At 72.8% G+C, this 21,074-nt stretch carries 17 protein-coding genes; 11 read left to right on the top strand and 6 right to left on the bottom strand.

All coding sequences use genetic code 11. The features are described 5' to 3' along the window. The first annotated feature begins 12 nt into the window (after nucleotides 1-12). On the top strand, nucleotides 13-1,221 hold the full coding sequence (gene metK / locus ABZZ04_RS33145) for a methionine adenosyltransferase (protein ID WP_356935931.1): 1,209 nt from the start codon (nucleotides 13-15) through the stop codon (nucleotides 1,219-1,221). Nucleotides 1,222-1,342: 121 nt separating this feature from the next. After that, nucleotides 1,343-3,487 (top strand): primosomal protein N', encoded by a 2,145-nt coding sequence (locus tag ABZZ04_RS33150; RefSeq protein ID WP_356935932.1) that lies wholly within the window; start codon nucleotides 1,343-1,345, stop codon nucleotides 3,485-3,487. 142 nt (nucleotides 3,488-3,629) lie between these two features. Here the strand turns inward: ABZZ04_RS33150 and ABZZ04_RS33155 are convergent, their stop codons facing one another. Next, entirely contained in the window at nucleotides 3,630-4,166 is a 537-nt protein-coding gene (locus ABZZ04_RS33155) for a hypothetical protein (protein WP_356935933.1), read from the bottom strand. A 281-nt stretch (nucleotides 4,167-4,447) separates the two neighbouring features. On the opposite strand from ABZZ04_RS33155, the gene fmt reads away from it, so the two are divergent. The 4 genes from fmt (at nucleotide 4,448) to ABZZ04_RS33175 (ending at nucleotide 8,969) form a co-directional block, all read left to right on the top strand. Continuing rightward, nucleotides 4,448-5,380, top strand: coding sequence for a methionyl-tRNA formyltransferase (gene fmt / locus ABZZ04_RS33160; protein WP_356935934.1), 933 nt, complete (start codon nucleotides 4,448-4,450; stop codon nucleotides 5,378-5,380). 118 nt (nucleotides 5,381-5,498) lie between these two features. Further along, nucleotides 5,499-6,932 carry a transcription antitermination factor NusB gene (locus tag ABZZ04_RS33165; protein WP_356935935.1) on the top strand — a complete coding sequence of 478 codons (1,434 nt, stop codon included), beginning with the start codon at nucleotides 5,499-5,501 and terminating at the stop codon, nucleotides 6,930-6,932. Nucleotides 6,933-7,117: 185 nt separating this feature from the next. Beyond that, nucleotides 7,118-7,801 carry a ribulose-phosphate 3-epimerase gene (gene rpe, locus ABZZ04_RS33170; protein WP_356935936.1) on the top strand — a complete coding sequence of 228 codons (684 nt, stop codon included), beginning with the start codon at nucleotides 7,118-7,120 and terminating at the stop codon, nucleotides 7,799-7,801. A 151-nt stretch (nucleotides 7,802-7,952) separates the two neighbouring features. After that, nucleotides 7,953-8,969, top strand: coding sequence for a sugar-binding domain-containing protein (locus tag ABZZ04_RS33175; RefSeq protein WP_148835559.1), 1,017 nt, complete (start codon nucleotides 7,953-7,955; stop codon nucleotides 8,967-8,969). A gap of 82 nt (nucleotides 8,970-9,051) precedes the next feature. Here ABZZ04_RS33175 and ABZZ04_RS33180 read toward each other — a convergent pair whose 3' ends face one another. Further along, nucleotides 9,052-10,074: a terpene cyclase gene (locus ABZZ04_RS33180; RefSeq protein ID WP_356935937.1), complete on the bottom strand. Its 1,023-nt coding sequence runs from the start codon at nucleotides 10,072-10,074 to the stop codon at nucleotides 9,052-9,054. A gap of 307 nt (nucleotides 10,075-10,381) precedes the next feature. Here ABZZ04_RS33180 and ABZZ04_RS33185 point away from each other — a divergent pair, with 307 nt between their 5' ends. From ABZZ04_RS33185 to ABZZ04_RS33205, 5 genes are all read left to right on the top strand, one after another. Next, a complete protein-coding gene (locus ABZZ04_RS33185; protein WP_356935938.1) occupies nucleotides 10,382-11,848 on the top strand; it encodes a GuaB1 family IMP dehydrogenase-related protein in 1,467 nt (488 codons plus the stop codon). Nucleotides 11,849-12,101: 253 nt separating this feature from the next. Then, nucleotides 12,102-13,559: an aldehyde dehydrogenase family protein gene (locus ABZZ04_RS33190; RefSeq protein WP_356935939.1), complete on the top strand. Its 1,458-nt coding sequence runs from the start codon at nucleotides 12,102-12,104 to the stop codon at nucleotides 13,557-13,559. A gap of 183 nt (nucleotides 13,560-13,742) precedes the next feature. After that, nucleotides 13,743-14,198, top strand: coding sequence for an Lrp/AsnC family transcriptional regulator (locus ABZZ04_RS33195; RefSeq protein ID WP_283850625.1), 456 nt, complete (start codon nucleotides 13,743-13,745; stop codon nucleotides 14,196-14,198). Nucleotides 14,199-14,419: 221 nt separating this feature from the next. Then, a complete protein-coding gene (locus tag ABZZ04_RS33200; protein WP_356935940.1) occupies nucleotides 14,420-15,235 on the top strand; it encodes a carbon-nitrogen hydrolase family protein in 816 nt (271 codons plus the stop codon). A gap of 59 nt (nucleotides 15,236-15,294) precedes the next feature. Continuing rightward, nucleotides 15,295-16,986 (top strand): NAD(P)/FAD-dependent oxidoreductase, encoded by a 1,692-nt coding sequence (locus ABZZ04_RS33205; protein ID WP_356935941.1) that lies wholly within the window; start codon nucleotides 15,295-15,297, stop codon nucleotides 16,984-16,986. 120 nt (nucleotides 16,987-17,106) lie between these two features. Here ABZZ04_RS33205 and ABZZ04_RS33210 read toward each other — a convergent pair whose 3' ends face one another. The 4 genes from ABZZ04_RS33210 to ABZZ04_RS33225 all read right to left on the bottom strand — a co-directional run. Next, the gene (locus ABZZ04_RS33210; protein WP_356935942.1) at nucleotides 17,107-17,955 is read right to left on the bottom strand and encodes a fumarylacetoacetate hydrolase family protein; all 849 of its coding nucleotides are present in this window, start codon (nucleotides 17,953-17,955) and stop codon (nucleotides 17,107-17,109) included. A 36-nt stretch (nucleotides 17,956-17,991) separates the two neighbouring features. Next, entirely contained in the window at nucleotides 17,992-19,014 is a 1,023-nt protein-coding gene (locus ABZZ04_RS33215) for a hydroxyacid dehydrogenase (RefSeq protein WP_356935943.1), read from the bottom strand. Next, on the bottom strand, nucleotides 18,998-20,098 hold the full coding sequence (locus ABZZ04_RS33220; RefSeq protein ID WP_356935944.1) for a dihydrodipicolinate synthase family protein: 1,101 nt from the start codon (nucleotides 20,096-20,098) through the stop codon (nucleotides 18,998-19,000). The genes ABZZ04_RS33215 and ABZZ04_RS33220 overlap by 17 nt, the downstream gene beginning before the upstream one ends. A gap of 8 nt (nucleotides 20,099-20,106) precedes the next feature. Next, nucleotides 20,107-21,074 (bottom strand): NAD-dependent epimerase/dehydratase family protein (locus tag ABZZ04_RS33225; RefSeq protein ID WP_356935945.1); only part of this gene is annotated, 968 nt, incomplete at its 5' end.

Below are 21,074 nucleotides of genomic sequence, written 5' to 3' on the forward strand. Positions count from 1 at the left end.
CCAGGGAGCGATGTGTCCCGCCGTCTCTTCACCTCGGAGTCCGTCACCGAGGGCCACCCCGACAAGATCGCCGACCAGATCAGCGACACCATTCTCGACGCACTGCTCCGCGAGGACCCCCGGTCCCGCGTCGCCGTCGAGACGCTGATCACCACCGGTCTGGTGCACGTCGCGGGTGAGGTCACGACCAAGGCCTACGCCGACATCCCGACCCTTGTGCGCAACAAGGTCCTGGAGATCGGCTACGACTCCTCCAAGAAGGGCTTCGACGGCGCCTCCTGCGGCGTCTCGGTGTCCATCGGCGCTCAGTCGCCCGACATCGCGCAGGGCGTCGACACCGCCTACGAGAAGCGCGTCGAGGGCGACGAGGACGAGCTCGACAAGCAGGGCGCCGGCGACCAGGGCCTGATGTTCGGCTACGCCTGCGACGAGACGCCCGAGCTCATGCCGCTCCCGATCCACCTCGCGCACCGGCTCTCGCGCCGGCTCTCCGAGGTCCGCAAGAACGGGACCATCCCGTACCTGCGCCCCGACGGCAAGACCCAGGTCACCATCGAGTACGACGGCGACAAGGCCGTCCGTCTCGACACCGTCGTCGTCTCCTCGCAGCACGCCAGCGACATCGACCTCGACTCGCTGCTCGCGCCCGACATCCGCGAGTTCGTCGTGGAGCACGTGCTCGCGCAGCTGATCGAGGACGGCATCAAGCTGGACACCGAGGGCTACCGCCTGCTGGTGAACCCGACCGGGCGTTTCGAGATCGGCGGCCCGATGGGCGACGCGGGTCTTACCGGCCGGAAGATCATCATCGACACCTACGGCGGCATGGCCCGGCACGGCGGCGGCGCCTTCTCCGGCAAGGACCCGTCGAAGGTGGACCGCTCGGCCGCGTACGCGATGCGCTGGGTCGCCAAGAACGTCGTCGCGGCCGGCCTCGCCGCCCGCTGCGAGGTCCAGGTCGCGTACGCGATCGGCAAGGCCGAGCCGGTCGGCCTGTTCGTCGAGACCTTCGGCACCGCCGCGATCGACACCGAGAAGATCGAGCACGCCATCGGCGAGGTCTTCGACCTGCGCCCGGCCGCGATCATCCGCGACCTCGACCTGCTGCGCCCGATCTACTCCCAGACCGCGGCGTACGGCCACTTCGGCCGCGAGCTGCCCGACTTCACCTGGGAGCGCACCGACCGCGTGGACGTGCTGCGCGCGGCGGCCGGGCTGTAGGCCCATCGCACGTCGGCCGTGAGCCGGGGCCCGGACACCACACGTGGTGTCCGGGCCCCGGCGCGTGCGGGGCCGCCGGGGGCCGGGGCCGCTGTCGGTGCCGTCTGGTAGGAATTTGGCTGTGAGCAGCGAAGACGAGCGGTCCGAGGACCCCGGCGGCGGGGCCCCGGAGCAGCTTGCGCTGATCCGGGAGACGGTGCGCAGGGCCAAGGTGCCGCGGGCCAAGCCGCGCACCTGGCGCGGCGCCGCCCTCGCACCGGAACTGCCCGTCGCCCGTGTCCTGGTCAACAAGGGCGCGCTCCACCTCGACCAGTACTTCGACTACGCGGTGCCCGAGGAGCTCGACGCCGAGGCCCGGCCCGGGGTGCGGGTGCGGGTGCGCTTCGGGGCCGGCGGGCGCAACGTCCGCGGCGGACGGCGCGAGGGCGGCGGGCTGATCGACGGCTTCCTCGTCGAGCGGCTCGCCGAGTCCGACTATCCCGGGGCCCTGGCCGCACTCGCCTACGTCGTGTCGCCCGAACCGGTGCTGGGGCCGGAACTGCTCGCGCTCTCGCGGGCCGTCGCCGACCGCTACGCCGGCAGCCTCGCCGATGTGCTCCAGCTGGCCGTGCCGCCCCGCAACGGCAGGGCCGAGTCGGCGCCCTCGCCCGAGCCCCTGCCCCCGCCGCCCGCCCCGTCGGCGGGCAGCTGGGAGCGGTACCCGCAGGGGCCGGCGTTCCTGCGGGCGCTGGCCGGGGGCGGGGCGCCCCGGGCCGTGTGGACGGCGCTGCCCGGCCCCCACTGGCCCGAGGAGATCGCCAGGGCCATGGCCGCGACCCTCGCATCGGGGCGCGGGGCGCTCGTCGTCATGCCGGACGGCCGGACCGCCGGCCGGGTGGACGCGGCGCTCACCGCGCTGCTCGGTCCGGGCCGGCACGCGCTGCTGACCGCCGAGTCCGGCCCGGAGAAGCGCTACCGCCAGTGGCTCGCGATCCGGCGCGGCTCGGTGCGCGCGGTCGTCGGGACGAGGGCCGCGATGTTCGCGCCCGTCGCCGACCTCGGCCTGGTCGCCGTCTGGGACGACGGGGACTCCAGCCACAGCGACGACAACGCCCCCTTCCCGCACGTCCGCGAGGTGCTCGAACTGCGGGCGACGCAGAGCCGGTGCGCGTTCCTGCTCGGCGGTACGAGCTGCACCGTGGAGGCCGCCCAGCTGGTGGAGAGCGGCTGGGCGCTGCCGCTGGCCGCGGACCGGGAGCAGCTGCGGTCCGCGGCGCCCCTGGTGCGCACGGTGGGCGACGGGGAGCTGGCCCGGGACGGCGCCGCCAGGGCCGCGCGACTGCCCAGCCTGGCCTGGCAGACGGTGCGGGACGGGCTGCGCAGCGGCCCCGTCCTGATCCAGGTGCCGCGCCGCGGCTACGTTCCCCGGCTGGCCTGCGAGCGCTGCCGCGAACCCGCCCGGTGCCGGCACTGCTCCGGTCCGCTCCAGGCGGTCGACCAGCGGGACCTCGAATGCACCTGGTGCGGACGGGCCGAGACCGCCTGGCGCTGTGTCGCCTGCGGCGGGGCCCGGCTGCGGGCCAGTGTCGTCGGCGCCCGTCGCACGGCCGAGGAGCTGGGCCGGGCGTTCCCGGACGTGCCGGTGCGGACCTCGGGCCGCGACCACGTCCTCGACTCCGTACCGGCGGCACCGGCGCTGGTGGTCAGCACCCCCGGCGCCGAACCGGTGGCCGAGGGCGGTTACGCGGCCGCCCTGCTGCTGGACGGCTGGGCGATGGTCGGGCGGCCCGACCTGCGGGCGGGCGAGGAGGCGCTGCGCCGCTGGACGGCCGCGGCGGCACTGGTGCGCGGGCAGCGGGAACGGGGCACGGTGGTGATCGTCGCCGAGCCGACGCTGCGGCCGGTGCAGGCACTGGTGCGCTGGGACCCGGTCGGGCACGCCCGCCGCGAACTGGCGGAACGGGCCGAGCTGGGCTTCCCGCCGGTCTCCCGGATGGCGGCGGTGACGGGGACGCCGGAGGCGCTCGCCGCGTTCATGGAGGCGGCCGAGCTGCCGTCGGAGGCCGAGGTGCTCGGCCCGGTCCCGGTGCTGTCCGCCGTGCCGGGCCGGCCCCGCAGACCGGGGGAGGCGCCGCAGGGGGAGTCCTGGGAGCGGGCGCTCCTCAGAGTGCCGCCGGGGAGCGGGGCGGCGCTGGCCGCCGCGCTGAAGGCCGCGCAGGCGGCGCGCACCTCCCGGGGGAGCGGCGAGCAGGTCCGGATCAGGGTGGACCCGCCGGACATCGGGTGACGGAGCGATGCCGGGCCGCAGGACCCGTACGGCGGCCGACCGCGGATGCGGCCGGCCGCCGGTGGATCCGGTGGTGGGGGAGTCGCGTGGATGTACGGCTGCCCCGCCGGGCGTCGGACACGGCGGGGCAGGGGCGGAGCGGTCAGCCGTTGCGCGGACCGGGGAAGACTCCGGGGCGCAGGTCGTCCCGGAGCACCGGACGGTCCCCCGGCTGCGGCGGCATGGAGCGCGCGGCGGGCACGACGGGCAGCGCGGACGGGTTCGCCGAGCCCGGCAGGGCGCGCGGCACCGCCGTCTCCGCGGTGGTCTCGCCCGCCCCCGTCTGCCGGGCGTTGCGGCGGGCGCCGTAGCGCCGGTGCACCGCCTGCTTGGTGACTCCGAGCGCGGAGCCCACCGCGTCCCAGGAGAAGCCCAGCGAACGGTCGAAGTCCACCGCCGCGGTGACCAGGGTCTCGACGCTGTCGCGCAGTTCCTGGGCCAGCCTGACGGTGGGGGCCGGGGCCCGGCCGTAGACGACGAAGCCCGTGGACGGGCCGGAGCGGCGGGGACGGTAGACGTTGCCCAGTTGGGCGGTGAGCGTGCGCAGCGCGTCCACCTGCCGCCGGACCCGCTCGATGTCCCGCACCAACAGATGCAGGCTGGCCCTCGCTTGGGCGTCGTGGGTTGCGTGGTCGGCCATGAAGAAGCCTCTCGAACCGGCGTTGAAAGGGATCGGGCCGCATCGTGGCGGCTCGCTTCGGTCAATCTCTCTTGACCAACGCACGAGCTGTGGATCTGGTCACGCATCAGGGGCGCGTGCGCCCGTCAAAGGGGCGCGCGGCCGTGCGTACGCCCCCCGACCGCCCGGCCCATAGACTGTGGGGCCGACCGGCGAACAGGGGGCGGCGTCACGGGGCTGCCGGTCGGTCCCACGCGTCGCTCGTCACCGTACGTTCCGGCCCGAGAGGCAGTCAGCCACCCATGAAGCTCGTCTTCGCAGGAACCCCCGAGGTAGCCGTACCCGCCCTGGACGCCCTGATCGCCTCCGGCCGGCACGAGGTGGCCGCCGTCGTCACCCGGCCCGACGCCCCCGCCGGGCGGGGCCGCAGGCTGGTCGCCAGCCCCGTCGCCGAGCGCGCCGAGGAGGCCGGCATCGAGGTGCTCAAGCCCACCCGGCCGCGCGACGAGGACTTCCTGGCCCGGCTGCGGGAGATCGCCCCGGACTGCTGCCCGGTCGTCGCCTACGGGGCGCTGCTCCCCAAGGAGGCGCTCGCCGTGCCCGCCCGCGGCTGGGTCAACCTCCACTTCTCGCTGCTGCCCGCCTGGCGCGGCGCCGCCCCCGTGCAGCACGCGGTCATGGCGGGCGACGAGGTCACCGGCGCGTCGACCTTCCTGATCGAGGAGGGCCTGGACTCCGGCCCGGTGTACGGCGTCCTCACCGAGGAGGTGCGCCCCACCGACACCAGCGGCGACCTGCTCACCCGGCTCGCGTTCGCCGGCGCGGGGCTGCTCGCCGCGACGATGGACGGCATCGAGGACGGCACCCTGCACGCCGTTCCGCAGCCGGCCGAGGGGATCACCCTCGCCCCGAAGATCACCGTCGAGGACGCCCAGGTGCAGTGGTCCGCCCCCGCCCTGCGGGTCGACCGCGTGGTGCGCGGCTGCACGCCCGCCCCCGGCGCCTGGACCCTGTTCCGCGGGGAACGCCTGAAGCTGGTCCAGGTGGCGCCCGTGCAGGACCGTGCCGACCTGGCCCCCGGCGAGCTGTCGGCGGCCAAGAACAACGTGTACGTGGGCACCGGGTCGCACGCCGTCGAGCTGCTCTGGGTCCAGCCGCAGGGCAAGAAGCCGATGCGGGCCGCCGACTGGGCCCGCGGGGTGCGCATCGCCCACGGCGAGCTGCTGGGCGTCTGAGACCCGCCGGGCGCCCGTCGGCCGGAGGCCGGCCGGCGGGCGCCGGGGCCCTTCACCGCCCGGGCGGCGATACGCTGGGAGGATTCGTCCTCTCGACCGTCAGCGGAGCACCTTTCACGTGAACGACCAGCAGCGTCGCCGTCCCGCCAAGCCGCATCGCCGCCCCAAGAAGGATCCGGTCCGGTTCCTCGCCTTCGAGGCGCTCAGGGCCGTCGACGAACGCGACGCGTACGCCAACCTCGTCCTGCCCCCGCTGCTGAAGAAGGCCCGCGCCAAGGGCGACTTCGACCACCGGGACGCGGCGCTGGCGACCGAGCTGGTCTACGGGACGCTGCGCCGCCAGGGGACGTACGACGCGATCGTCGCGGCCTGCATCGACCGGCCGCTGCGCGAGGTCGACCCGCCGGTCCTGGACGTGATCGACATGGGCGTGCACCAACTGCTCGGCACCCGCATCCCCACCCACGCCGCGGTCTCCGCCAGCGTGGAACTGGCCCGGGTGGTGCTCGGCGAGGGCCGGGCCAAGTTCGTCAACGCCGTACTGCGGAAGGTCTCCGCCGACGACCTCGACGGCTGGGTCGCACGGGTGGCCCCCTCCTACGAGGAGGACCCCGAGGACCACCTCGCGATCGTGCACTCGCATCCGCGCTGGATCGTCTCCGCCCTGTGGGACGCACTGGGCGGCGGCCGGGCCGGGATCGAGGACCTCCTGGAGGCGGACAACGAACGGCCCGAGGTCACCCTGGTCGCCCGCCCCGGCCGCGCCACCACCGACGAACTGCTCACCGCCCTCGGCGACGGGAACGGCCTGCCCGGCCGCTGGTCGCCGCATGCCGTGCGGATGGCGGAGGGCGGCGAGCCCGGCGCCCTGGACGCGGTCCGGGAGGGCCGGGCCGGGGTCCAGGACGAGGGCAGCCAGCTGGTCGCCCTGGCCCTGGCCAACGCCCCCGTGGAGGGGAGCGACAGCCGCTGGCTCGACGGCTGCGCGGGGCCGGGCGGAAAGGCCGCCCTGCTCGGTGCGCTGGCCGCCGGACGGGGCGCCGCCCTGCTCGCAGCCGAGAAGCAGCCGCACCGGGCCCGCCTCGTCGAGCGCGCCCTGTCCGGCAACCCCGGCCCGTACCAGGTGATCACCGCCGACGGCACCCGCCCGCCGTGGCGGCCGGGAAGCTTCGACCGGGTGCTGATGGACGTGCCGTGCTCCGGCCTCGGCGCGCTGCGCCGCCGCCCGGAGGCGCGCTGGCGTCGTCGCAGGGAGGACCTGGAGAACTTCGCCCCGCTGCAACGGTCGCTGCTGCGCGAGGCGTTGGCGGCGGTGCGGGTCGGCGGCGTCGTCGGCTACGCGACCTGTTCGCCGCACCTCGCGGAGACCCGGGTCGTCGTCGAGGACGTGCTCAGGGGGCGCGGCGGCCGGTCCGTGGAGGCGGAGTGGGTGGACGCCCGCCCGCTGATGCCGGGGGTGCCCGCGCTGGGCGACGGCCCGGACGTCCAGCTGTGGCCGCACCTGCACGGCACGGACGCGATGTACCTGGCGCTGCTGCGGCGCACCGCCTGAGAACCCGGTCGGCCCGGGGCCCCGCTGCGTGTTCCTGCAACGGCGGCCCCGGGGCGCCCGTCCGGGGCCGAAACGTCCGGATCGTGCGGCCGGGAGCCCCCGGATCGCGCGAACTGTAATGATCCCGTGAGGCTTTGGCTCGCACCGGGGCGGGGAAGCGGCGCGGAACATGGCAGGCTTGGCACATGGCCCAGATCAACCCCAGCATCCTGTCCGCCGACTTCGCCCGCCTCGCCGAGGAGGCGAAGGCAGTCGAAGGTGCCGACTGGCTCCATGTCGATGTGATGGACAACCACTTCGTGCCCAACCTGACCCTCGGCGTGCCGATCGTGGAATCGCTCAGCCGGGCCACGGACACCCCGCTGGACTGTCATCTGATGATCGAGGACGCGGACCGCTGGGCGCCGCAGTACGTCGAGGCCGGTGCGGGCTCCGTCACCTTCCACGTGGAGGCCGCGGCGGCGCCCGTGCGGCTGGCGCGGGAGATCCGGGCCAAGGGGGCCCGTGCCTCCATGGCGCTCAAGCCCGCGACGCCGATCGAGCCGTACGAGGACCTGCTGCCCGAGCTCGACATGCTGCTGATCATGACGGTGGAGCCGGGCTTCGGCGGCCAGGCGTTCCTGGACATCATGCTGCCGAAGATCCGCCGCACCCGTGAGCTGATCTCCAAGCACGGCCTCGAACTGTGGCTCCAGGTCGACGGCGGGGTCTCCGAGTCCACCATCGAGCGGTGCGCCGAGGCCGGAGCGGACGTGTTCGTCGCGGGTTCCGCGGTGTACGGGGCGAAGGACCCGGCCGAAGCGGTGCGGGCGCTGCGCGCCAGGGCCGAGGGGGCCGCAGCCTCCGCAGCCCGGGTCTGCGGTCACTGACGTCCGGAACGCTCGGGTTTCCGTTCGCGGGTCGGCCCGGCCAAGGGCAGATGAACTCGGTCCGACGGGACCGATCAGGGAGCGCCGGATCTGACAGGATGAACGGCGTATCGAGAGTGTGAACAGCAGTGAGGAGATCGCGGTGTCTGCAATGTCGGCGGGCCGGTCCGCCCTGCGGATGGGGCCCGCGGAGCTGGTGCAGGCGGCGGCCATGGCCCGCCGCTTCTACCTCGAGGGAAAGTCGAAGATCCAGATCGCCGAGGAGTTCGGCGTCAGCCGTTTCAAGGTGGCCCGGGTCCTGGAGACGGCTCTTGAGCGCGACCTCGTACGGATCGAGATCCGCGTTCCCGCCGAGCTGGACGCCGAGCGCTCCGACGCGCTCCGGGCCCGCTACGGGCTGCGCCACGCGGTCGTCGTCGAATCCCCCGCGGAGGAGCAGGACGACGCACCCGACCCGGAGAACCTGGGCGAGGTCGCGGCCGATCTCCTCGGCGAACTGGTGAACGAGGGCGATGTGCTCGGCCTGGCCTGGGGCCGGTCGACCATCCACATGGCGGCGGCGCTCGACCGGCTGCCGCCGTGCACGGTCGTGCAGCTCACCGGGGTGTACGACGCGGGGACGGCCGAGCGCGGCTCGGTCGAGGCGGTCCGGCGGGCGGCGCAGGTGTCGGGCGGCGAGGCCCACCCCATCTACGCCCCGATGCTGCTGCCCGACCCGGCCACGGCCGCCGCGCTGCGGCACCAGACCGGTATCGCCCGTGCCTTCGATTACTTCGACAAGGTGACCGTCGCCGCGGTCTCCATCGGTTCCTGGGAGCCGGGCATCTCGACCGTCCACGACATGCTCTCGGACGAGGAGCGGGCGCACTACGCGTCGCTCGGCGTCGCCGCGGAGATGTCCGCGCACCTCTTCGACACCGAGGGGCGCCGGGTCGGCCGGGACCTGGGGGAGCGGTGCATCACGGTCGAGGCGGACCGGCTGCGCCGGATCCCCGAGGTGGTGGCGATCGCGGGCGGCCAGCGCAAGGCCGCGGCAATCGGCGCGGTGCTGAGGTCCGGGCTGGTCACCAGCCTGGTGACGGACACGGCGGCGGCCGACTACCTGCTGACGGAGTCGCCGGCGCCGCAGCGTCCGGCGCTGGAGCGGGCCGACCCGGACGGCGACTGACCGGGGCCGGGGAAACGGCAGGAGGCCCCCCGCCCGGCACGAGGTGCCGGGCGGGGGGCCTCCTGCGAGGTCCGCGGCGGTCTCACTCCGGGGTCACGCCCAGGACCGTCGCCTCCAGGTACTCCTCGGGCTCCTCGTACTGACCCACGTCGGCCGGGTTGTAGCGGGGGGTCTGCCGCGACCAGTCCAGGTTGCCGCGCATCCAGCTCCGCATCCCGTCCAGGTACGGCGCGAGCATCCACGACAGCTGGGGGTAGGCCGCCAGCAGCTCGGCCTCCGCGGCGAGGAAGCGCCGGGTCTCCGTCTCGATCTCCGAGCAGACGTGTTCGAGCGCCTGCCGCTTGCCGTGGCCGCGGTGGTGCCGGACCAGGTGGACCAGGTTGTGGATCTCCCCGAGCACCTGCTCCTTCTCGTAGGAGTACACGTCGTTGGCCCAGCACACGACGTTGCACGAGGCTTCCAGCGCGGTGATGAACCGGGAGTCGTTGTGTATCGACTCGGGGGCCTCGATGCCGGCCACGATCTCTATCAGGTCCATGCAGACATGTATCGCGCCGGTATGGCGCCGCTTGGCGATGTACGTCTCCTCGGACGGCACCACGCCCGCGGCCCGGTTGCCGGCCTCCCAGGTGGTGGCCGTCGTGAGGTAGGTGGTCACGTGCCAGGCGAACCGGGTGCGCCAGTGCGCGGCCGTGCCGGGCGTGGTGCGTTCCCACAGGTCGGCCAGGGCGATCACGGCCGCGGGCAGCTCCTCGTCCGGCAGGACGACCGGACCGGGGCTCTCGATCACGGAACGCATCACGTCGACCACGTCCCGCACCCGCTCCGGGCTGCGGCCGAGATGGCCGTCGTCGAGCTGGTCGTCGACGAGGAACAGCCACACGAACCAGTCGGCGACGAGGTCGAGGTTCTTGCTGTCGGCGGTCGGGTAGACCATGCCGACGAACGCTCCGAAGTCCGCCTGTTCGAAGCGCTCCCTGGCTGAATCCCGGTGCACCAGACCGGTGTCGCGGATCCATTCGGCGAGGTGGATCCGGGTGTGCCCGACGTGCGGGTTGGTCCGTTGGGGGAACGGGCAGTAGATGTCCGGCAGTTCGCTCTCCACGGGTGGGTCGTGATCCTCTCCGGTCGTACGGGTGACGGAAGTTGTGACCCTTCCGACTGTTCCTCCGGGGCGTAGTCGTGACCCACGGGACCTGCGGATTTGAAGCTACCTGACCCCTTGTCACCAGGTCCAGGGAAGATGATCGCGAATGATTCGAAAGCGCTTCGGGTAGGGTCACCCGGCAAGACGGGTTCCGCTTGTCCGGGGCCCCCGCCGATTCCTTTCGGAGGAACATACGAACGCGGGGGTCATTTGTTGTGTCTTGCTGGGGGCGACCTGCTCTATTTCGTATGAAAAAATGAGTCTTATGCGTTTTCTTGAGCCCGGCACCGGTCGCTACACAGATTCCCCCTCGGTCCCGTACGACCTCACGTACGACGATGTCTTCATGGTTCCGGGCCGTTCCGCGGTCGGTTCCCGCCAGGGTGTCGACCTCTCCTCGCCCGACGGCACCGGCACCACCATTCCGCTCGTCGTCGCGAACATGACTGCCATCGCGGGCCGCCGGATGGCCGAAACCGTCGCCCGTCGGGGTGGCCTCGTCGTCATCCCCCAGGACATCCCGATCGAGGTCGTCACCGACGTCATCTCCTGGGTGAAAACGCGCCACCTGGTGCTCGACACGCCGATCGTGCTGGCCCCGGGCCAGACGGTCGCCGACGCACTGTCCCTGCTCCCCAAGCGCGCGCACGGCGCGGGCGTCGTCGTCGACGGGGAGCACCGGCCCGTCGGCGTGGTCACGGAGCACGACCTGAACGGCGTCGACCGCTTCACCCAGCTCTCCGAGGTCATGTCCAAGGACCTGGTGCTGCTCGACGCGGACATCGATCCGCGCGACGCGTTCAACCGGCTCGACGGCGCCAACCGCAAGCTCGCCCCCGCGGTCGACGCGGACGGCCGGCTCGTCGGCATCCTCACCCGCAAGGCCGCCCTGCGCGCCACCCTGTACACCCCCGCCACCGACGCCGGGGGCCGGCTGCGGGTCGCCGCCGCCGTCGGCATCAACGGCGACGTCGCGGGCAAGGCCGCGCAGCTCCTCGACGCGGGGGTCGACACGCTCGTCGTGGACACCGCCCACGGCCACCAGGAATCCATGATCAACGCGGTCCGGGCCGTGCGCGCGCTCGACCCGAAGGTGCCGATCGTGGCGGGCAACATCGTCGCCGCCGAGGGCGTGCGCGACCTCGTCGAGGCCGGCGCGGACATCATCAAGGTCGGTGTCGGCCCCGGCGCCATGTGCACCACCCGGATGATGACCGGAGTGGGCCGTCCGCAGTTCTCCGCGGTGCTGGAGTGCGCCGCCGAGGCCCGCAGGCACGGCAAGCACGTCTGGGCGGACGGCGGGGTGCGCCACCCGCGCGACGTCGCCATGGCGCTCGCCGCCGGTGCCTCCAACGTGATGATCGGCTCCTGGTTCGCCGGTACGTACGAGTCGCCCGGCGACCTCCAGCAGTCCGCCGACGGCCGCCTCTACAAGGAGTCCTTCGGCATGGCGTCCGCGCGCGCCGTGAAGAACCGCACCTCGGACGAGTCCGCGTACGACCGGGCCCGCAAGGCGCTCTTCGAGGAGGGCATCTCCACCTCGCGGATGTTCCTCGACCCGGCCAGGCCCGGCGTCGAGGACCTGATCGACTCGATCATCGCGGGCGTCCGCTCCTCCTGCACCTACGCCGGAGCGGCCTCCCTGGCGGAGTTTGCCGAGAAGGCGGTCGTCGGGGTGCAGAGCGCCGCCGGATACGCCGAGGGCAAGCCGCTGCACGCCAGCTGGAGCTGACCCCCGAGGTCCTCGGGATCCCCGGGATCCTCGGGATTCCCGGGGGCCGGCAAGATCCGTGAGGTCCGTGAAACAGGTGCCCCTCCGGGCCGTTCGAGCCCGGAGGGGCACCTGTGCGTCCGGGGGCGGACGCCGGGGACCGAGGGTGTCCGGTTCCTGTCAATTCATGGCACGGCAGTGCGCATCAACCCCGTTGGAATGTAAGTAACATGAACCACAATCAGCTTCCTGTTCCTCTGTGGTAAGGGATCTCATGTCCTTCTTCACCGACCTGGCCCAGCAGTACATCGACGGAGAATGGAGGCCGGGCAAGGGATCCTGGGACATCATCGACTTCAACCCGTACAACGGGGAGAAGCTCGCCGAGATCACGGTCGCCACGGCCGGCGAGGTGGACCAGGCGTACCGCGCGGCGGAGGCCGCCCAGCAGGCCTGGGGCGAGACCAACCCGTACGCCCGCCGGCTGGTGCTGGAGCGGGCGCTGCGCGTCGTCGAGGAGCGCGAGGCGGAGATCGGCGACGCGATCGTCGCGGAGCTGGGCGGCACCCGGGTGAAGGCGGGCTTCGAGCTGCACCTGGCCAAGGAGTTCCTGCGGGAGTCGATCCAGCTCGCGCTGCGGCCCTCGGGACAGATACTGCCCTCGCCGACCGAGGGCAAGGAGAACCGGGTCTACCGGATGCCCGTCGGTGTCGTCGGGGTCATCAGCCCCTTCAACTTCCCGTTCCTGCTGTCGCTGAAGTCCGTGGCCCCCGCCCTGGCGCTCGGAAACGCCGTGGTGCTCAAGCCGCACCAGAACACCCCGGTCTGCGGCGGCACGCTGGTGGCGAAGGTGTTCGAGGAGGCGGGGCTGCCCGCCGGTCTGCTGAACGTCGTGGTCACCGACATCGCCGAGATCGGTGACGCGCTGCTGGAGCACCCCGTGCCCCGGCTCATCTCCTTCACCGGCTCGGACAAGGTGGGCCGGTACGTCGCCAAGGTGTGCGCGGCGAACCTCAAGCGCGCCGTGCTCGAACTCGGCGGCAACAGCGCGCTGATCGTCCTCGACGACGCCGACCTGGACTACGCCGTGGACGCGGCCGTCTTCAGCCGGTACGTGCATCAGGGCCAGGTCTGCATGGCCGCCAACCGGATCCTGGTCGACCGGAAGGTGGAGAAGGAGTTCACCGAGAAGTTCGTCGCGAAGGTCGCCTCCCTCAAGGTGGGCGACCCGGCCGACCCCGAGACCGTCATCGGCCCGCTGATCAACTCCTCGCAGGCCGAGGCCGTCTCCTCGCTCGTGGAGCAGACCGTGGAGGCCGGTGCCACGGCGCTGCTGCACGGCCGGACCGAGGGCAACCTGGTGAGCCCGTCCGTGCTGACCGGGCTGGCCGCCGATTCCCCCGTCCTGTCCCAGGAGATCTTCGGCCCGGTCGCGCTCCTCGTGCCGTTCGACGGCGAGGACGAGGCGGTCCGGATCGCCAACGACACCCCGTACGGGCTGAGCGGCGCGGTGCACACCGGCAACATCGAGCGCGGCGTCCGGGTCGGACAGCGCATCCGCACCGGCATGATCCACATCAACGACGGCACGGTCCACGACGAGCCCATCGTCCCGTTCGGCGGCGAGAAGAACTCGGGTCTCGGCCGGCTCAACGGCGACTCGATGGTCGAGGCATTCACCACCCAGAAGTGGATCTCGGTGCAGCACGGCCGCTCGCGGTTCCCGTTCTGAGCGTTCCGCCGTTCCACCGTTTCGACCTCTCCGCGGCCGTGCCGCCCCGTCCCGGCCGTCCGGGACGGGGCGGCACGGCCGTCGCCGTGGTGGGCGCGCCGGACGGCGCGGGGCCGTGGTCTACTTCGGTGGCGGCCCGTGCCGCCCCGACACCGGCCATCGCAGAGAAGTGAACCGCCCGCCGTGCGCCTGAACGACCTCGACGAACGCATCGTCCACGCCCTCGCCGAAGACGCCCGGCGCTCCTACGCGGACATCGGAGCCATGATCGGCCTGTCCGCGCCCGCCGTGAAACGCCGGGTGGACCGGCTGCGCGCCGAGGGCGCCATCACCGGCTTCACGGTCCGGGTGGACCCGGCGGCGCTGGGCTGGGAGACCGAGGGGTTCATCGAGATCTACTGCAGCCGCAACACCTCGCCGGAGGCGATCAAGCAGGGCCTCGCCCGGTACCCGGAGATCGCGTCGGCCTCCACGGTGACCGGCGACGCCGACGCGATCGTGCAGGTCTTCGCCGCGGACATGCGCCACTTCGAGCAGGTGCTGGAGCGGATCGCGGGCGAACCCTACGTGGAGCGCACCAAGTCCGTCCTGGTGCTGTCGCCGCTGCTGCGGCGGTACTCGTCGGGCGTGCCCGAGTAGCGGCCCGGAGCCCCGCCTGCCGGCACGGCCCCAGGGGTCTCAGTGAGACCTGGATCACGTGCTTGACCTGCAAAGACGTCCTGCGCAACGAATCGCCGGAACAGACGGTGCCCACGCAACGGATCGACGGTGCACGCGCAACGGTCGCGTCTTGTCCGGCGCGAGCGGCGGACCGTACCGTCGATACGTCCCCGCCCCGCCCGTACCGACCGAGGTCAGCCATGCCGCCGTTGCGCACCGCCCTGCTCCAGAGCTCCGGACGCCCCGGGTACGTGGACGAGAACATCGAGGCGCTCGACGACGCCGCGCGGCGGGCGGCCGACGCCGGTGCCCGGCTGCTGGTCTGCCCCGAGCTCTTCCTGACCGGCTACGCGATCGGGGCCGACGTCGACCGGCTGGCCGAGCCGGCCGACGGGCCGTCCCTCCGGACCGTCGGCGAGATCGCCGCCCGCCACGGACTCGCCGTCCTCCACGGCTACCCGGAACGCGAGGGCGAGCGGATCTTCAACGCCGCGCAGCTCGTCGGACCGGACGGGGCGGTACTGGCCGGCTACCGCAAGACGCACCTGTTCGGCGACTTCGAGCAGAAGTGGTTCACCCCGGGCGAGCAGACCGTGGTCCAGGCCGAACTGGACGGCGTACGCGTCGGGATCATGATCTGCTACGACGTCGAGTTCCCGGAGAACGTCCGCGCGCACGCCCTCGCGGGCACCGACCTGCTCCTGGTGCCCACCGCACTGATGCACCCCTTCCCGTTCGTCGCCGAGTCCCTCGTGCCGGTCCGCGCCTTCGAGAACCAGATGTACGTGGCGTACGCCAACCGGACGGGGCAGGAGGGCGAGTTCGAGTTCGTCGGACTGAGCTGCCTGGCCGGGCCCGACGGCACCGCCCGCACCCGCGCCGGACGCGGCGAGGAACTGGTCGTCGGCGAGGTGGACCCCGGCCTCCTGAGCGACTCGCGCGCCGCCAACCCGTATCTGCGCGACCGCCGCCCCGGTCTGTACGGCTCCCTCACCCCGGCCCGTACGGCTCCCTGACCCCGAGCCCGCACCCCCGTTCCACCCTTTTTCACCACCGCGCAAGGAGTCCGTACCCCATGACGTCCACGGTGCCCAACGCCGTCCAGCACACCGACGCCGCCGAGCCGATCACGATGTTCGGGCCGGACTTCCCCTACGCGTACGACGACTTCCTGGCGCACCCGGCCGGCCTCGGGCAGATACCGGCGACTGGGCACGGGACCGAGGTGGCCGTCATCGGCGGCGGTCTTTCCGGCATCGTCGCCGCGTACGAACTGATGAAGATGGGGCTCAAGCCCGTCGTCTACGAGGCGGACCAAATCGGCGGCCGGCTGCGCACCGTCGGGTTCGACGGCTGCGACCCGGACCTCACCGCCGAGATGGGCGCGATGCGCTTCCCGCCGTCCTCCACCGCCCTCCAGCACTACATCGACCTGGTCGGCCTGGAGACGAAGCCGTTCCCCAACCCGCTCTCCCCGGCCACCCCGTCGACCGTCGTCGACCTCAAGGGCGAGTCCCACTACGCGCGGACCATCGACGACCTCCCGCAGGTCTACCGCGACGTGATGGACGCCTGGAACCGCTGCCTGGAGGAGGGCGCCGACTTCTCCGACATGAACCGCGCGATGCGCGAGCGCGACGTGCCGCGCATCCGGGAGATCTGGGCGAGGCTCGTCGAGAAGCTCGACAACCAGACCTTCTACGGCTTCCTCTGCGACTCCGACGCCTTCAAGTCCTTCCGGCACCGGGAGATCTTCGGCCAGGTCGGCTTCGGCACCGGCGGCTGGGACACCGACTTCCCCAACTCCATCCTGGAGATCCTGCGCGTCGTCTACACCGAGGCGGACGACCACCACCGGGGCATCGTCGGCGGCAGCCAGCAGCTCCCGCTGCGGCTGTGGGACCGCGAACCGCAGAAGATCGTCCACTGGCCGCTCGGCACGTCGCTGTCCTCACTGCACGGCGGCGAGCCGCGCCCGGCCGTGACCCGGATGAACCGCACCGCGGGCAACCGGATCACCATCACCGACGCCACCGGCGACATCCGCACCTACCCGGCCGCGATCTTCACCGGGCAGTCCTGGCTGCTGCTCTCGAAGGTCGACTGCGACGACGCGCTCTTCCCGATCGACCACTGGACGGCGATGGAGCGCACCCACTACATGGAGTCGTCCAAGCTGTTCGTCCCGGTCGACCGGCCGTTCTGGCTGGACGAGGACGAGTCGACCGGCCGGGACACCATGTCGATGACGCTCACCGACCGGATGACCCGGGGGACGTACCTCCTGGACGACGGCCCCGACCGGCCCGCCGTCATCTGCCTCTCGTACACCTGGTGCGACGACAGCCTGAAGTGGCTGCCGCTCTCCCCGGCCGAGCGCATGGACGTCATGCTCAAGTCGCTCGGCGAGATCTACCCGGACGTGGACATCAGGAAGCACGTCATCGGCAACCCGGTGACGGTCTCCTGGGAGAACGAGCCCTACTTCATGGGGGCGTTCAAGGCCAACCTGCCCGGCCACTACCGCTACCAGCGGCGGCTGTTCACCCACTTCATGCAGGACCGGCTGCCCGCCGACCGGCGCGGGCTGTTCCTCGCGGGCGACGACATCTCCTGGACGGCCGGATGGGCCGAGGGCGCCGTGCAGACCGCGCTCAACGCGGTGTGGGGCGTGATGCACCAGTTCGGCGGCGCGACGGACCCGACGAACCCCGGCCCCGGCGACGTCTTCGACGACATCGCCCCGGTCGAGCTCCCGGAGGACTGAGCTCCCGGAGCACCGAGAGCCCGGCAGGCTGCGGGAGCCCGCCGGGCGACCCCGAGACCGGCGGGCGCACGGGAGGCCCCCAACCCCCGTGCGCCCGTCCTTCGCACGACCGGTCCGGTGCTACGCGGGCCGGCAGACGCTGCGCTGCCGGCCGAGGCCCGAGATCTCGACCTCCATGACGTCGCCCGGCCCCAGGTAGGGGAAGCGGCCGGACAGCGCCACGCCCTGCGGGGTACCGGTGTTGATGACGTCACCGGGCTCCAGCACCAGGTACTGCGACAGGTGGTGCACCAGATGCGCCACGCTGAAGATCATGTCCGCGGTGCCGGAGTCCTGCCGCGGCTCGCCGTTGACGTAGCTGCGCAGCCGCAGGTCCTGCGGGTCGCCGACCTCGTCGGCCGTCACCAGCACCGGGCCCAGCGGGTTGAACGTGGCACAGCTCTTGCCCTTGGACCACTGACCGCCCGACTCCTCCAGCTGGAAGGCACGTTCGGAGACGTCGTTGCTGACGGCGTAGCCCGCGATGTGCGCGGCGGCGTCGGCGGGGGAGTCCAGGTAGGAGGCGCGGCGGCCGATGACGACGGCCAGCTCCACCTCCCAGTCCGTCTTCTTCGAACCGCGCGGGATGAGCACGTCGTCGTACGGGCCGACGACCGTGTTCGGCGACTTGTAGAAGAGGATCGGCTGCTCGGGCGGCTCGGCACCCGACTCCGCGGCGTGGGCCGCGTAGTTCTGGCCGATGCACAGCAGCGCGGAGGGCCGGGCCACCGGGGCGCCGATCCGCAGGCCCGTGATGTCGATCTCGGGGAGTACGGGCTCGGCGGGGACCAGCCGCGGGTTGTCCGCGAGCGCGGCGAGGAACGCGCCGTCGATGTCGTCGGTGACGCCGGACAGGTCGTGGTGACGGCCTTCGGGGCAGACGAGGACCGGGCGCTCGTGGCCCGGCTCGCCGATGCGCATCAGTCGCATGGGAGGAACCTTCTCAAAGTGGTGGGTGTCGGGGGGTCAGTGCAGACGGGCGAGGGCGTCGGCCGTGACGGCGTGCAGCGGCGGCCGCCCGGAGAGCAGGCGCAGCACCTCGTCGACGGCGCTCGCCCCGAGCCGCTGCCGGCACTCGACGCTGCCCGCCGCCTGGTGCGGGGTGAGCAGCACGTTCGGCAGGGAACGGAACGGGTGGTCCACCGGCAGCGGCTCCGCGTCGAAGACGTCGATCGCCGCGTCCAGCCGGCCCGACGACAACTCGGTGAGCAGCGCCTCCTCGTCGACCAGCCACGACCTCGCGGTGTTCACCAGACCGGCCCCGTCCGGCATCAGCGCCAGCTGCGCGGCACCGATCATCCGGTGGGTCTCCTCGGTGACCGGGGCGTGCACGGCCACGATCCGGCTGCGCGACAGCAGCACGTCGAGCGGTACGCGCTCCACGCCGAGCTCCCGCGCGTCCGCCTCGGAGAGGTACGGGTCGCTCACGCCCACCCGCGCCCCCATCGCCCGCACCAGGGCGATGTACGCGCGCCCGGTGCGGGAGGCGCCGATCACCCCGATGTCGCTGCCGTGGATCTCGTGGCGCGGCGGGGCCTGGCCCGCCGCCTCCCACGTCGCCCCGCCGCGCAGGGCGTGGTCGAAGCGATGGATGCGGTGCAGCAGGGCGAGGGTGAACGCGAGCGCGACCTCGGCGACCGGGCGGGCCATCTCGTCACCGGCCTGGGTGACCAGGACGCCCCGCCGGAACACCTCCTCGGTGACGTACGGCGCGACCGCCGAACCGGTGTGCGCCACCAGTTCCAGCCGGTCGGCCGACGCGAGGAGCCCGGCGTCCACCCGCGGCGCCCCCCACGAGGTGATCAGCGCACGGGCGCCGGGCAGCGCCGCCGCCACCGCCGCCCGGTCGCGGTGCTCGTCCAGGACCGTCAGGTCCGCCGCCCGCTCCAGCTCCCGCCACACCTCGGCGGTGAACAGCTGGGCGCGCAGCGCGGGCGGCACGGCGACGACCACCCGGGGCCGGTCGGCCGGGTCAGGAGAGCCAGGCATCGAGGTGCTCCGCGACGAAGGCGTCGTCGGTCAGCCAGGGGTAGGCCGCGGCCACCCGGCCGATCTCCTCGGCCTGTCCCGGGGAGAGCGTCTCGGCCGGGTCCAGGCACCGGATGTTCGCCAGCAGGCCCTGCCGGCGCAGCACCTCGTGGACCCCGGCGATGCAGCCGCGGAACGCGCCGCGCACGTCGAACACCGCGCTGTTGGCGTCGGTCAGCTCCGGGCGGCGGCCCAGGCAGCGCACCATGGCGTCGTGGTCCCCGCCGCGGGCCTTTCGGATGTCGTCGAGGAGCGTCACCGCGGAGCTCGTCCACACGGCCCACTGGCCGAGCAGACCGCCCGCGAACCAGCGGGGCCCGTCGTCCGTCGTGCCGTACGGGGTGAGCAGGTCGCCGATGATGTCGTCGTCGTTGCCGGTGTACAGCGCCACCTCGGCGGCGCGGTCGGCGGCGGCCACGGCCCGGACGACGTCGGCGGTCCGGTAGCGGTCGAACGGGGCGATCTTGACGGCGGCAGTGTTCGGCAGGTCGGTGAACGCCGACCAGAAGCCGGGCGACAGATAGCGCCCGCCGACGGCCTCCTGGAGGTAGAAGCCGATCACCGGCAGCACCTCCCCGACCGCCCGCGCCCGGTCCAGCAGCCCCTTCTCGTCCGCGCCGGGCACGGCGGGGCTCAGCAGCACCGCGTCGTAGCCGAGCGAGGCCGCGGTCTCGGCCTCCGCGACGGCCTGCGCGGTGTATCCGCAGGCCCCGGCGACCTTGACGAACGGGCGGCCGGCCTCGGCGTCGATCGTCTCGGCCGCCAGCTCCAGGACCGGTCGGAACAGTCCGACCTCCGGCTCGCGGATCTCGAACTGGGTGGTGTGCACGGCGACGGCGACCCCGCCCGCCCCCGACGCGAGGTAGTAGCGGGTCAGCGCGCGCTGCCGGCGCTCGTCGAAGGAGCCGTCGTCGTGCAGCGCCAGCGGGTGCGCGGGGATCACGGCACCGCGGGCGAGCACGTCCAGGGCATCGGAGGGAGCACCGGAAGGGGCGCCGGAGGGAGTGCCGGAAGGGGGGCCGGACAGGAGGGAGGGAGTGGACATGGGGTGGATCAGAACCTTCCGTCACGGACCTGGAACTTGGTGGGCTTGCCGGACAGCGGCAGCCCGCGGCGCAGCCAGTCGGCCTGCCATTCGACGAGGGTGCGCAGGGGGATGTCCGGGTAGCCGAACAGTGCGTGGCAGAGGCTTGCGTCGGAGAGCAGTGCGGTGGGTGCCTCTTCGCCGGTGATGACCGGTTCCCGGTTGAACTCCTCGCCGAACCATTGGGCGAGCCGGCGTACCGAGGCGGTTTCGGGGCCGGTGAGGTTGAGGGTGAATGCCGAGTTGTCGGTGGCGTGGAGGAGGGAGCGCAGGGCGACTTCGTTGGCGTATCCCTGCCACACCACGTTGGCGTGGCCGGTTGTCACGTCGACGGGTTCGCCGGTGTGTACCCGGTGGGCGATGTCGGCGAGGACGCCGTAGCGGAGGTCGACGGCGTAGTTGAGGCGGATGTTGGCGACCCTGGTGCCGCGGGTCAGGGCGGCGTGGTCGAAGATCCGTTCGCGGCCCAGGCAGGACATGGCGTATTCGCCGACCGGACCGATGGGGTCGCTCTCGGTGCAGCCGCCCGAGGCGGCCGGAACCAGTGGGTACACGTTGCCGGTGGAGAACGCGGCGATCCGCGCCCGTGGCCAGCGGCGTGTGACCCGGTCGGGCATGGCGGCGTTCACCGCCCAGGCGTGCGAGGGCGCCCCGGCGGAGCCGAATTTGGCGCCGACCATGAAGACGACGTTCCCGGCGTCCGGCAGTGCGGCCAGGTCGGCGGCCGGGTCCATCAGGTCGAAGGCGACGGTGGAGATGCCGGCGGCCTCCAGTTCGTCGGCCGCGGCCTTGTCGGACCAGCGGGAGACCGCGTACACGGTCACGTCGGTGCGGCCGGCGGCGTCCAGCGCCCGGCGGGCCAGCTTGCACAGGCTGGGGCCCATCTTGCCGCCGGCGCCGAGCACCAGCAGGTCGCCCTCCAGGCGCCCGAGGTCGG

This window comes from Streptomyces sp. NPDC006435 (assembly GCF_040612315.1).
Lineage (GTDB): Bacteria > Actinomycetota > Actinomycetes > Streptomycetales > Streptomycetaceae > Streptomyces.

What these genes read in the sequence shown, in the direction of transcription:
- ABZZ04_RS33155 (WP_356935933.1), bottom strand. Translation starts at nt 4,166, where the DNA reads ATGGCCGACCACGCAACCCACGACGCCCAAGCGAGGGCCAGCCTGCAT.
- fmt (WP_356935934.1), top strand. Translation starts at nt 4,448, where the DNA reads ATGAAGCTCGTCTTCGCAGGAACCCCCGAGGTAGCCGTACCCGCCCTG.
- rpe (WP_356935936.1), top strand. Translation starts at nt 7,118, where the DNA reads ATGGCCCAGATCAACCCCAGCATCCTGTCCGCCGACTTCGCCCGCCTC.
- ABZZ04_RS33175 (WP_148835559.1), top strand. Translation starts at nt 7,953, where the DNA reads ATGTCGGCGGGCCGGTCCGCCCTGCGGATGGGGCCCGCGGAGCTGGTG.
- ABZZ04_RS33185 (WP_356935938.1), top strand. Translation starts at nt 10,382, where the DNA reads ATGCGTTTTCTTGAGCCCGGCACCGGTCGCTACACAGATTCCCCCTCG.
- ABZZ04_RS33190 (WP_356935939.1), top strand. Translation starts at nt 12,102, where the DNA reads ATGTCCTTCTTCACCGACCTGGCCCAGCAGTACATCGACGGAGAATGG.
- ABZZ04_RS33200 (WP_356935940.1), top strand. Translation starts at nt 14,420, where the DNA reads ATGCCGCCGTTGCGCACCGCCCTGCTCCAGAGCTCCGGACGCCCCGGG.
- ABZZ04_RS33205 (WP_356935941.1), top strand. Translation starts at nt 15,295, where the DNA reads ATGACGTCCACGGTGCCCAACGCCGTCCAGCACACCGACGCCGCCGAG.
- ABZZ04_RS33210 (WP_356935942.1), bottom strand. Translation starts at nt 17,955, where the DNA reads ATGCGACTGATGCGCATCGGCGAGCCGGGCCACGAGCGCCCGGTCCTC.
- ABZZ04_RS33215 (WP_356935943.1), bottom strand. Translation starts at nt 19,014, where the DNA reads ATGCCTGGCTCTCCTGACCCGGCCGACCGGCCCCGGGTGGTCGTCGCC.
- ABZZ04_RS33220 (WP_356935944.1), bottom strand. Translation starts at nt 20,098, where the DNA reads ATGTCCACTCCCTCCCTCCTGTCCGGCCCCCCTTCCGGCACTCCCTCC.